This is a genomic window from Mammaliicoccus sp. B-M6 (assembly GCF_022386965.1).
Classification (GTDB): Bacteria; Bacillota; Bacilli; order Staphylococcales; family Staphylococcaceae; genus Mammaliicoccus; species Mammaliicoccus sciuri_A.
This window is the reverse complement of sequence record NZ_JAJNHJ010000024.1, coordinates 1-12,671: the sequence shown is the minus strand read 5'-3', so window position 1 is coordinate 12,671 and position 12,671 is coordinate 1. Positions and strand designations below refer to the sequence as shown.

Sequence of the window (12,671 nt, the reverse complement as noted above, 5' to 3'; positions counted from 1 at the left end):
GATAGTATGGAATTACTAATAATTGAAGACGATGAAACTTTATTTAATGCTTTGAAACAACAACTAGAAAAATGGGATTGGTCAGTACATGGCATAAATGATTTTGGAGCCGTGTTTGAAGAATATAAAGCATTGCAACCGGACATGGTTATTATAGATATACAGTTACCTCAATATGATGGGTTCTATTGGTGTCGTGCGATAAGAAAACAGTCTAATATACCAATTGTATTTTTATCTTCAAGGGATCACCCGATGGACCAAGTCATGAGTATGGAACTAGGTGCTGATGACTTTATACAGAAACCATTTCACACAGAAGTGCTAGTTGCCAAACTTCAAGCAATTTATAGAAGGGTTTATCAATATAATAAAGATGAGCCTAGAATTAAGTTATGGCATAAAGCACGCGTTGATTATGGTAAACATATTATTGAAAAGAATGATATTGAAATTTCGTTAACTAAAAATGAAATGTTTATTTTAGAGATTTTACTAAATCATAAAAATGAAATCGTGAGTAGAGATACGATTATCACTGCTTTATGGGATGATGAACAATTTGTGAGTGACAATACATTAACTGTTAATGTTAATCGCTTAAGAAAGAAACTTACTGAAATTGGCTTCAATGATTTAATTGAAACGAAAGTAGGTAAAGGCTATATTGCGCACGAGCCGGAGGGATAAAATGATCAAATCGTTTCTGAAAGAAAGATGGATTTGGATATTACTGTATATAGTCATGCAAGTTACTATACTGCTTACGAGCTGGTTAGATGTGGCCTTTTCTTTTAAAAGCGCTTTGTATTTAATCGGTATAAATTTGATTATTTTTATCGTGTTTATATGGTTGATTTACACGCGAGAAACAAGATTTTATAGTGCATTAAAAAATGATATGCCGATTAAAGAAATTGAACATAAAGAATTGAATCAATCAACATATGAAAAGATCGTTTTTGATTATATTCAACTTTATGAGGAGCGTACGAGACGTACCATTCATAATCAAAATAAAGAAATACAAGCGACTAAAAATGATTTGCTAGATTGGATACATGAAGTCAAAACACCCATCACTGCAATGAAGTTATTATTAGACCAAATCGAGGAACAGGATTTAAAAAAGAATTTATTATATGAGTGGAGCAGAATCGACTACTTACTGGATCAGCAACTTTATATTAGACGTTTAAGTTCTAAAAGTAATGATTTTTATTTTGGACATTATGCTTTAAAAGAGATGGTTATAAAAGAAATTCAACATGCACGTAATATTAGCATGGCTAAAGGCATAGGGTATGATATTCAAATTGAAGATGAAAAAGTTTATACAGATGAAAAATGGTGTCGAACTGTCATTAGACAACTCATAAGTAATGCTCTGAAATATACGGAGAATAAAGATATTATCATTTCAACTTATGAACAAAATGGTCAAACATACTTGAAAATTCAAGATTTTGGGCGAGGTATTAAAGCGCGAGACTTACCACGTATTTTTGAAAGAGGCTTTACTTCAACGACAAATAGACGTGAGTCTACAGCCACAGGAATGGGGCTATATTTAGTTAAAGAAATTACTGAAGGATTAAGTATTAAAGTTAATGTGAAATCTACTTATGGTGAAGGAACGACAGTATTGCTTATTTTCCCACAACCAAATGAATTAACAACGGTAGAACAAACAAGTGACAAAAATGTCACTTCAAACATGAAAATGTACGATGAATCAAAGGAAGAATTGTAAAAAAGGCTATAAGATGGAATCATAAACAAATTACAAAGGAGTTTTGAATATGAGCATATTAAAAACTGAACAACTCGTTAAAGTTTATGGTTCTAAAAAAAATCAACAAGAAGTGTTGAAACAAATAGATATGACTGTTGAAAAAGGTGAATTCATTAGTATTATGGGGCCATCTGGGTCAGGAAAGACGACACTGTTAAATGTATTAAGTTCCATTGATTATGCGACAACAGGGCAAATTGAAATTAATGGTCATCAACTACAGAACATGAACAATAGACAAATGTCTAATTTCAGAAAAAAAGAGCTGGGCTTTATATTCCAAGAATATAATTTGCTTAATACACTTACCGTGCAAGAAAATATCATGTTACCTTTAACCATTCAAAAAATTTCTAAAAAAGAAGCGCAAGTAAGATTTGAAGAAATTAGTAAGGCGTTAGGTATTTTAGATATACAAAATAAATATCCTAGTGAAATCTCTGGTGGTCAAAAGCAAAGAACATCAGCTGCAAGAGCATTTATAGCACAACCATCCATTATATTTGCTGATGAACCAACTGGTGCATTAGATTCTAAATCTGCTTCAGATTTACTGAATAAATTAAATCAAATGAATCAAATGACACAATCAACAATCGTTATGGTTACACACGATTCATCAGCAGCAAGTTATTCAAACAGAGTCATCTTCTTGAAAGATGGAAAGATCTACTCTGAACTTTATAAAGGAGACGATGATAGAGAGACATTTTACAAAGAAATCATCAAAACACAAAGTGTGTTAGGTGGTGTTGTAAATGAGCTTTAATCAAATTGTTATTAAGAATTTAAGACGTAACATTCGACATTATAGTATGTATGTCTTTTCAATAACGATGAGTGTCATGCTCTTTTTCGGATTTGTCACGTTAAGGTTCTCTGAAGATTTAAATAGTGTTCAATCAGGTATTAGAGTTGGCGCAGCTATTAAAGTAGGCGTAACAATATTGACGATTATCATCGTTATATTTCTTCTTTATGCCAACAAACTCTTTATTAAGAGAAGATCGAGAGAAATGGGATTGTACCAATTAATTGGTATGACAAAGCGTGAAGTCTTTAAAATATTTGCTTTAGAAAACTTTGTATTATTCACATTAACAGCTGTGATTGGATCTATTTTAGGATTTTTCTCTTCTAAAATATTATTGATGATTTTATATAAAATCATCGGCGTCCAACAAGAAGCACATTTGAATTTTAGCATTGAAGCTTTCGTTCAAACAATTATACTCATGATTGCGATTTATATCATTATCGCTTTTCAAAATGCAATATTTATAAAAAGAAAGACAATTTTAGCACTTATGCATGAATACAATGCAACAGATACTAAAATTAAGAAAATTAAACTATATGAATTGATTTTTGGTGCAATTGGCATCGTCATGATTATAAGTGGTTATTATTTATCAAGTGTCATGTTCGATAATCTTAGCGATGCAGGAATGGCAACATTATATATAAGAATGCTTACCATTTTATTCTTAACAATAGTGGGTGCATACTTGCTCTTCAGATGTTCAATCTCATTAATATTTAATACCATTCGTAAATATAAAAAAGGTATGCTGAGCGTGACAGATGTTGTTTCAACTTCGTCTATTATGCACAAAATGAAAACAAATGCTTTATCACTAACAATTATCGCAATAGTGTCAGCTATGTCAGTCGGCCTACTAGCATTGAGTTACGTTCAGTACTACAATGCCGAAGAAACAGCAAGAAGTACATCACCAGATGATTATATTTTTGTAAATAAAGATGCAAATCAACAATTTAAAAAAGCATTAGATGCTGAGCATATTCAATATAAAGAACGTAATTATGATGTGACACGTTATATTATTGATGATAGAAAAGTGCTTAAAGGTGCTAATGAGACAACTGGAGCAGAACCAAATTCACCATCAACAGTTGCTAAAGCATCTGAATTTAAAGATCTGAAATTGAAAGACGATGAAGTTGCAGTTGTAGGGTTTAATGATCTTCTTGATAAAGTGACTACAGTTAATGATCAAGAAAAAATGTCCTACAAAATGGGTAATCAAACACATCATCTTAAAGTGAAATCTATTAGTAAAGAAAATTATTTATCTTCAATGGTTTCTTATAATGCACCTGTTTATGTTGTGTCAGATCATACATTCGACCAAATGAAAAAACATGAAGCTAGAAATGATGACATGAATCAGCAATTTGGTGTGAACTTAACAAATGATAAAGATGTTAAGAAAGCAGAAAAAATCTTTAGTAAAGTACAAAGTAAAACCGAGTCATCTATGTCATATCATGAAATTTATAATGACTCTAAAAGTAGCCTCGGAGTTATGCTATTTATTCTTGGGTTCTTAGGTATCGCATTCTTACTATCTACAGGATGTATCATTTACATTAAACAAATTGATGAAACTGAAGATGAAACGTCAAACTACATTATTTTAAGAAAGTTAGGTTATACATCTAAAGATATGTCTAAAGGTATTGCACTGAAAATTGGATTTAACTTTGCGTTACCACTAATCATTGGATTATGTCACGGATATTTCGCGGCTAAATCAGCTTGGTTCTTTATGGGACAATCATTCTATACACCAGTGCTGATCGTAATGTCACTTTATTCATTAATCTATATTCTGTTTGCTTTCTTAGCATATATCCACTCTAAACGCGTGATTCAAAGAGTACTTTAAAAATAAAAAAATTTAAAAAAGGGCTAGTGCTTGTCATTAGCCTTTTTTTGTGTTATAAAATACCAATGTGAACTTTGTGTTTACGTAAAGTTTACAGACAAGTTAAAATTTCAAAAATAAATTAATAAACTGTGGTCGAATTCATTTTGAAAGAGTACAATGAAAGAGTAATTACATAAATTATGATGTAAATTTTGGGAGGATTACTAATGTTTAATAAGAAGAAGGATAAGTTTGGTATTCAGTTAGAAGCTATAGCTGAGAATTTAAGTCGTGCATCAGTTGAATTTGGAGAAATGGATTTTAATTCAGATTTCGACTTAAAAGCTTATTCAGATAAAATTAAAGCCTATGAGTCTAATGGTGATGATCTTATGCACCAAATGATTACTGATTTAAATCAAACTTTCATTACACCAATTGAAAGAGAAGACATTTTAGAATTATGTGATGCATTAGATGATGTATTAGATGAAATGGAAGAAACTTCAGCAATGTTTGAAATGTACTCTATCAGTTATTCAGATGAATACATGGCAGAATTTGTGAAAAATATACAAGCAGCAATTAAAGAAATTGAGATTGCTGTAACGTTAGTAGCTGAGAAGAAATTCTCACACATTCGTGTACATTCTATCAACATTAAAGAATATGAAACGAATTGTGATGGTATTTTAAGACAATCAATTAAATATATTTTCAACAGTGAAACAGATCCAGTAACATTAATAAAAATTAAAGATATTTATGAATCTCTTGAAGATGTAGCAGATAAATGTCAATTAGTAGCAAACAAATTAGAACAAATTATTATGAAAAATAGCTAAGGAGTTTTAAAAAATGGATAGTTTACTCATTATTACCGTAGCTATTGTTGTGTGTGCGTTACTTTTTGACTTTATTAATGGTTTCCATGATACAGCCAATGCAATCGCTACAGCAGTATCTACAAAAGCACTTAAACCACGACATGCGATTATTTTAGCAGCGGTTATGAACTTTGTTGGGGCATTAATGGCAACAGGTGTAGCACAAACAATTGCTAAAGATATTGTCGATCCGTTTAAATTAGAAAATGGTTCAGTCGTTATTTTAGCAGCATTGATTTCTGCTATAGCGTGGAACCTTATTACTTGGTATTTCGGGATTCCAAGTTCATCTTCACATGCATTAATAGGGTCAATTGCAGGTGCAGCTATTGCTTCTGCAGGATTTGGAATATTACATTACCAAGGATTTTCAAAAATTATATTAGCTTTAATTGCATCTCCAATTTTAGCGTTTATCGTTGGTTTCATTGTATATTCTATTTTCAAAGTCGTATTTAAAAATAATAATTTAACAAGAACAAATAGAAACTTTAGATTTATCCAAATTGGTACAGCAGCATTACAAGCATTCTCACACGGTACAAACGATGCTCAAAAAGCAATGGGTATCATTACAATGGCGCTTATTTCAGCTAATATGCAATCTACAACAGATATTGAATTATGGGTTAAAATAAGTTGTGCTACTGCAATGGGTCTTGGAACTGCAGTAGGTGGATGGAAAATTATCAAAACAGTTGGTGGAAACATTATGAAAATCCGTCCAGCTAACGGTGTAGCAGCTGACTTATCATCAGCATTCGTTATTTTCGGTGCTACATTCATTCACTTACCAGTATCAACAACACACGTAGTATCTTCATCTATTTTAGGTGTAGGTTCATCACAACGTGTTAAAGGTGTTAAATGGACAACAGCACAAAGAATGATTATTACTTGGATTATAACTTTACCAGTATCAATTCTTTTAGCTTTCATCGTTTACCACATTTGTATGTTATTCGTATAAGCAATCATTTAAACATCCAACTCTTTAAGGTTGGATGTTTTTTGTATGGGAAAATTGAGAAGGGGAGGAGAAATTTAGTGATAGGTGAATTTTTTGTGGGGAGATGTTCTGAGTTAGGGACATAATTCCGAGAAATGTCCGTAAGAGAGAGCTCATCTAATTACCAGAATTCGAAATAATGGAAGTTAGCCGATTCTAACTACCACAATTCAGAATAATGATAGTTAGCCCAGATAATAAAAACTACTACAATCTAATTTTCTGCATAGAAAAAACCAGTTCGTCTTCTGAACTGGTTTTTTTATTAATGAATATATGAATAGTTATATACTTGAGATGCTGGGACTGTTCTGTAATCTTTAACACCTGGAGGCGTATTATAGTTCATTTCTGAAATTAATAGACTTCCGTCTGCGTTAATAGATTCTACATATGATACGTGACCATATTGTCCAGCTGTAGTTTGCATAATTGAACCTACTTCAGGTGTGCCGTCTACTCGGAAACCGTCAGCTTGTGCTGCGCCTGCCCAATATTTAGCATCTCCCCAGTATGTGCTGATTGAACTACCAGCTTGTGTTCTGCGATCAAATACGTAATATGTACATTGACCCCAGTCATATAAGTTTTGGTCATTGAATGATTTATTGCCACCTGTTTGAGTAGGTTGTGTGTTATTTGAAGGAGTAGTTGTAGTATCACTACCGCTTCCACCAGCAATTTTTAAAGTTTGACCAGGATAGATAATATAACCTTGTAAATTATTTGATTTCATTAGTTGGTCAACTGTAACACCGTTTTGTTGTGCGATTACTGCTAATGAGTCACCACTTTTAACTGTGTATGTAGAGCCTGAAGTTTCTGTTTCTTGAGAACCGCTTCCTCCCGTTGAACTACTTCCGTTTACAGTAATGACTTGCCCTGGGAAAATCATATTTCCTGAAATATTGTTACTTGATTTCAGTTGATTAACAGATACACCATATTGGTCTGCAATCATCCATAAAGATTCACCATTTTTTACAGTATGTTGAGTTGAAGCTTCGGCATCGTTATGAGCTGCTATAGCTGCAACACCAGAAACAGCTGTTACTGCGAATGCAAATTTTTTCAAAGGCTTATCCTCCTTAGGTATATATAATATATAAAAACAGAATACTAAAATGAACTTTCTTCTATACACGTAATGGTAACAAAAATAATATTGTATGTACCTGATGTAATCACTTTGTAATAAAAACACAATAATTAATATTTGCTTTTTTACATTGTTTGAAGTGCGCCAAAACCGTTGTAAGCGTATCTATATGGAATATGGTAATTTATGTATGTATGATGAATGTTACAAATTATAGAAGACATGACGTTTGATATATAGAGAAATAGTATGTAAAATGTTGGTATTACGTTATAAAAAGGAATGATTAAAGATGAATTATGATAACCAATATGCATCTTATCAACATACAGATACTCATGGTTCAGCCATTAGAAAAACATGGCTATACTTCTTATATTATTGGGTAATCTTTGGAGTTGGGACATATGTAGGTCAATTCGTACCACCTGCATTACATTTACCAATTACAATTGGATTGTTTGTACTCATTATGATTTCATTATTTGTAAAATCGTCTAGAAAATTTGGCGGTTTAATTTCAAATATATATGCATTCTTTATCGGCGTGATTTCATATACGGCCTTTATGTATTATTTAGGCACATTAGGTACACAAGCGTTTTATGGCAATATTGCCTTAGCAATTGGTGCATTTGCTGCTTTTGGTATACTCGGTTACTTTATGATTGATGATGCTTCAGGTTTAGGAAAATATTTATTTGTAACATTAATCGCGTTAATCTTCGCAAGTTTATTAGGTATATTCATCCATAATCCTATTTTCCATACAGTGTTATCTGTAATAGGTATTGGACTGTTTCTACTTTATACTGTGTATGATTTTAACCGTATGAAACTAGGGAACTTCTCTCCAAGAGAGATGGGCTTTAATTTGTTTATTAATTTACTCAACATCATTATGCACATTTTAAGACTCGCAAGTATTTTAAAAGATTAAACATAACAAGTCTGAGGCAATCATCGTGTCTCAGACATTTTTTGATTTGTAAACTTTGCCAGATGTAATCATTATTGTATAATAAGTATGTTAAATAACTCACTTGAAAGAGAGATGGAAATATGGGACGTAAATGGAATAATATTAAGGATAAAAAAGCCCAAAAAGACAAAAATACAAGTAGAATCTATGCTAAATTTGGTAGAGAAATATATGTAGCTGCTAAATCAGGTGAACCTGATCCAGAATCAAACCAAAATCTTAAATTTGTATTAGAAAAAGCTAAAACTTATTCTGTTCCTAAACATATTATAGATAGAGCAATTGAAAAAGCTAAAGGCGGATCAGAAGAAAACTTTGATGAATTAAGATATGAAGGTTTCGGTCCAAGTGGTTCAATGCTAATTGTTGATGCATTAACAAATAACGTAAACCGTACAGCAAGTGATGTACGTGCAGCATTCGGTAAAAATGGCGGTAATATGGGTGTATCAGGCTCAGTTGCTTACATGTTCAACCATACAGCTGTATTCGCATTTAAAGGAAAATCTGCTGATGAAGTTTTCGAACTATTATTAGAAGAAGATTTAGATGTAAGAGATGTTATCGAAGAAGAAGAGTTAACAATTGTATACGCAGAACCAGATCAATTTGCACAAGTTCAAAATGTGCTTAAAGCAAATGGCGTAGAAGATTTTGATGTAGCTGAACTTTCAATGTTAGCTCAATCAGAAGTAACATTATCAGAAGAAGATTTACAAACGTTTGAAAAATTAGTCGATGCAATTGAGGATTTAGAAGACGTACAACAAGTATTCCACAATGTTGACTTGTAATGGAGTGTTTAGATGAATAAAGAGAAATGGATAAGTGCACTCAATTTAATACCACATCCTGAAGGTGGTTTCTATCATGAAACGATTAAATCAGAACATGCTTTAAATGATGGCAACGCGTTATATACAAGTATTTATTTTCTATTAGAAAAAAATAATATTTCGCATTTTCATAGAATAGAATCTGATGAGGTATGGTATTATCATGCAGGGCAAACATTGACTGTGCATATGATTTATCCGGATGGACATTATGAAAAAGTTAAAGTCGGTCCAAATGTTGAAGAGGGAGATGTATTACAAGCCCTCGTACCAAAAGGCGTGATATTTGCTTCAACTGTTGAAGGTGACAATGACTATGCACTTGTAGGATGTATGTGTGCACCAGGATTCCAGTTTGAAAAATTTGAACTGTTTACGCAGGCTCAATTAATTGAACAGTATCCACAACATCAAGAAGTAATTGAAAAATATGCTTTCGAAACAATTTAAAGTTTAATATAAAGAAATCCCAATCCGAATGTGTCGGATTGGGATTTTTTGCGTAATTATAGTTCTCCGTATACTTCTTTAGCAGTTTCGATGACATAAGATAATTTACGCCATTGCTCATTTTCAGATAAGATGTTACCTTCTTCTGTTGAAGCGAAACCACATTGAGGACTTAAGCATAATTGATCTTTTGAAACGTATTTTGTTGCTTCGTCTAAACGATCAAGAATATTTTGTTTGTCTTCAAGTTCACCAGTTTTTGATGTGAATAAACCTAATACAATATATGCATCGTTTCTATCAAAGTGTCTTAATGGTTCAAAGTCTCCTGAACGATTGTCATCGTATTCTAAGAAGAAGCCTTGTAGCTTTTCAGTAAATAGTTCTTTCGCAATTGGTTCATAACCACCCGTAATTGCCCATGATGATTGATAGTTACCACGACAAATATGAGTTGTAATCAATAAGTCTTCTGGTAAATCAGCTAATGCATCGTTGACAACTTTTGCTGCTAGTTTGATAGCTTCTGCTTTTTCTTCTTCAGAACGCTCTCTATTTTTAATTAATTGTTTTGTTGCTGCTAATCCAGCCCAATATACATCATCAATTTGTAAATAGCGACAACCTAATTCATAGAATTTAAGAATAGATTGACGATAAGCTTCTGAAACATCTTTCGCATATTCATAAATATCTGGATAGATTTCATGGTTTAATATGTTTGGATGGAATAACTGGTTTGGACTTGGTATAGATACTTTACTTACAGCTCTTCCGTTTACTTGCTTATGTAAATAATCAAAATGTGCGAAGTGAGGATGGTCTGGGTTGTATTGAACTTTTCCTACAACTCTTACGTCATGTTTTTTAGTTTCTACGCCATTAAATGTTAAACCAATTTCTGGTTCATAATCTTCTACGCCTGTTAAGTTTTCTAAGAAATCAAAGTGCCAATAAGAACGTCTGAATTCACCATCTGTAATACTTTTCAGTCCGACTTCTAATTGTTTTTCAATAATCTTATCGATTTCTTGATCTTCAACTTTCTTTAAATCTTCTTGTGTAATCGTACCTTGTGAAAATTGTTGACGAGCTTTCTTTAAAGGCTCGGTTCTTAGTAAACTACCTACATGGTCGGCACGGAAAGGTCTTAATTGTTCTGTCAATTTACTTCACTCCTGTTTATATACTCTAAAAATTCTGAAAAATTCAATATTAATTAAAAATACCAAAGTAATACATCGATGTCAATTTAGTTTTGATATAATAAATAAAAAGGAGGAGATTAAACACTTGGCTAATAAAAAGAAAAATATCAAAAAGAAAAGTCAGTCTGTAAAAAGAAAAAAGAAAAATGATAAATCAAAGCGTAAAAATAAAAAGAAATATATTTATGGATTCCTTTTATTGATTATTGGAATTGTGATAGCTATGAGTATTTATCATGTGTTTAAACCTTTACCACATGGCGTTTCAAAAGTGAGTTCAGAAACGATGACAGACCATGTGGAACTATTAACAGATGTCACTTATAAAAACGGGAATAAGATGCAGTACAATCAAGAAATATTTGATAAAGTAAATGAGACGATTAAAGAAGCGGATGATTTTATTATTATGGATATGTTCTTATTTAATCATTATCAAACGGGAGACAAGACTTATCCAAAAATATCTCAACGTCTTACACAATCATTAATTGATAAGAAAAAAGAAAACCCAGATATGAGAATTATTGTGATTACTGACCCACTTAATTCATTCTACGATTCATACACGCCAGATCATATTAAGGATCTAAAAGCCAATAATATAGATGTTTACTATACAAATCTTAATGAATTAAGAGATTCTAATCCGATTTATTCAGGCATGTATCGAACATTTTTCCAATGGTTTGGTAATAGTGAAAATGGTAAGTTAAGTAATCCATTAAGTCCTGAAGCACCAGATGTTACGGTTAGAGGCTATTTAAATATTTTAAATATGAAAGCAAATCATAGAAAGACTTTAGTTACAGAAAAACATGGCATGATCTTATCTAGTAATCCACATGATCCAAGTGGTTATCATCAAAATGTTGGTGTCAGAGTGTCAGGTCCAATCCAAAATGCAATTATTAAATCAGAAATTGCAGTTGCGAATATGAGTGGCGGTCGATACTCACCAAGTGATTTCAAAATTAAAAACAATAGCTGGAATGATAACGCCAAGTATAGTGTGCAACTAGCGACTGAAGGTAAAATTAAAGATCAAGTCATTCAAAATATTAAAAAAGCACAATCTAAAGACCATATTTCAATAGGTATGTTTTATCTTTCAGACAGAGATGTGATTGATGAATTGATTAAAGCTTCTAAAAGAAATGTGGATATCAAACTTATACTTGATATTAATAAAGAAGCATTTGGTAAAGAAAAGCCAGGCGTACCAAATAAACCAGTTGCAAGTGAATTAATCAATCGCTCAAAAGGAAGCATTAAAGTAAGATGGGCTCGTTCAAATGGAGAACAATATCATTCTAAATATATGTTGTTTGAGCAAAATGAAAACAATCGTGCCACGATGATATTAGGTTCATCCAATTTAACAAGAAGAAACATCGGAGACTTTAATTTAGAATCAGATATTATCATTAAAGGAAAACAAAGTGATGCAGCCTTTAAAAAATTATCCAATAACTTTAAACAATCTTGGAATAATAGTGAACATGACATGACTGCACAATATGATGAATTCAAAGACGAAGCACTATGGAAAAAAGTATTATATAGAATTCAAGAAAGTACAGGTTTATCAAGCTTTTAACAGTATATAAAAAAGACATTCACCGTGAAGGTGAATGTCTCAGACTGTGGACAAACTGAACTTAAATTTATAAGTTCAGTTTGTTTTTTTATATGGAGTAACATTTTCCACTAAAATCATGATTAAACTA

Annotated in this window: 12 protein-coding genes; 10 read left to right on the top strand and 2 right to left on the bottom strand. The window is 31.9% G+C overall.

From position 1 onward, the window contains the following. The first annotated feature begins 6 nt into the window (after positions 1-6). The 6 genes from LQ693_RS09460 to LQ693_RS09435 all read left to right on the top strand — a co-directional run bounded on the left by LQ693_RS09460 (position 7) and on the right by LQ693_RS09435 (position 6,327). Complete coding sequence (locus LQ693_RS09460; protein WP_107565400.1) at positions 7-690, top strand: response regulator transcription factor; 684 nt, start codon at positions 7-9, stop codon at positions 688-690. Position 691: 1 nt separating this feature from the next. Beyond that, positions 692-1,753, top strand: a complete 1,062-nt coding sequence (locus LQ693_RS09455) for a sensor histidine kinase (RefSeq protein WP_107565401.1) — start codon at positions 692-694, stop codon at positions 1,751-1,753. 49 nt (positions 1,754-1,802) lie between these two features. Then, entirely contained in the window at positions 1,803-2,564 is a 762-nt protein-coding gene (locus LQ693_RS09450; RefSeq protein WP_025907385.1) for an ABC transporter ATP-binding protein, read from the top strand. Continuing rightward, positions 2,554-4,488 carry an ABC transporter permease gene (locus LQ693_RS09445; protein ID WP_107565402.1) on the top strand — a complete coding sequence of 645 codons (1,935 nt, stop codon included), beginning with the start codon at positions 2,554-2,556 and terminating at the stop codon, positions 4,486-4,488. Before LQ693_RS09450 ends, LQ693_RS09445 begins: the two co-directional genes overlap by 11 nt. Before the next feature lie 209 nt (positions 4,489-4,697). Further along, positions 4,698-5,315 (top strand): DUF47 domain-containing protein, encoded by a 618-nt coding sequence (locus tag LQ693_RS09440; RefSeq protein ID WP_107565403.1) that lies wholly within the window; start codon positions 4,698-4,700, stop codon positions 5,313-5,315. Between the two features lie 13 nt (positions 5,316-5,328). Then, positions 5,329-6,327, top strand: coding sequence for an inorganic phosphate transporter (locus LQ693_RS09435; protein ID WP_025907379.1), 999 nt, complete (start codon positions 5,329-5,331; stop codon positions 6,325-6,327). Between the two features lie 304 nt (positions 6,328-6,631). On the opposite strand, the gene LQ693_RS09430 is transcribed toward LQ693_RS09435, so the two are convergent. After that, positions 6,632-7,441 (bottom strand): LysM peptidoglycan-binding domain-containing protein, encoded by an 810-nt coding sequence (locus LQ693_RS09430; protein ID WP_107565404.1) that lies wholly within the window; start codon positions 7,439-7,441, stop codon positions 6,632-6,634. Positions 7,442-7,757: 316 nt separating this feature from the next. On the opposite strand from LQ693_RS09430, the gene LQ693_RS09425 reads away from it, so the two are divergent. The 3 genes from LQ693_RS09425 to LQ693_RS09415 all read left to right on the top strand — a co-directional run bounded on the left by LQ693_RS09425 (position 7,758) and on the right by LQ693_RS09415 (position 9,733). Further along, complete coding sequence (locus LQ693_RS09425; RefSeq protein WP_037589997.1) at positions 7,758-8,405, top strand: Bax inhibitor-1/YccA family protein; 648 nt, start codon at positions 7,758-7,760, stop codon at positions 8,403-8,405. Positions 8,406-8,527: 122 nt separating this feature from the next. Then, entirely contained in the window at positions 8,528-9,241 is a 714-nt protein-coding gene (locus tag LQ693_RS09420) for a YebC/PmpR family DNA-binding transcriptional regulator (protein ID WP_025907373.1), read from the top strand. 12 nt (positions 9,242-9,253) lie between these two features. Then, on the top strand, positions 9,254-9,733 hold the full coding sequence (locus tag LQ693_RS09415; protein WP_025907371.1) for a cupin domain-containing protein: 480 nt from the start codon (positions 9,254-9,256) through the stop codon (positions 9,731-9,733). Between the two features lie 56 nt (positions 9,734-9,789). Here LQ693_RS09415 and LQ693_RS09410 read toward each other — a convergent pair whose 3' ends face one another. Then, positions 9,790-10,899 carry a 5-methyltetrahydropteroyltriglutamate--homocysteine S-methyltransferase gene (locus LQ693_RS09410; protein WP_025907369.1) on the bottom strand — a complete coding sequence of 370 codons (1,110 nt, stop codon included), beginning with the start codon at positions 10,897-10,899 and terminating at the stop codon, positions 9,790-9,792. 127 nt (positions 10,900-11,026) lie between these two features. Between LQ693_RS09410 and LQ693_RS09405 the strand changes: the two genes are divergently transcribed. Continuing rightward, entirely contained in the window at positions 11,027-12,541 is a 1,515-nt protein-coding gene (locus tag LQ693_RS09405) for a phospholipase D-like domain-containing protein (RefSeq protein ID WP_107565405.1), read from the top strand. Positions 12,542-12,671 lie beyond the last annotated feature (130 nt).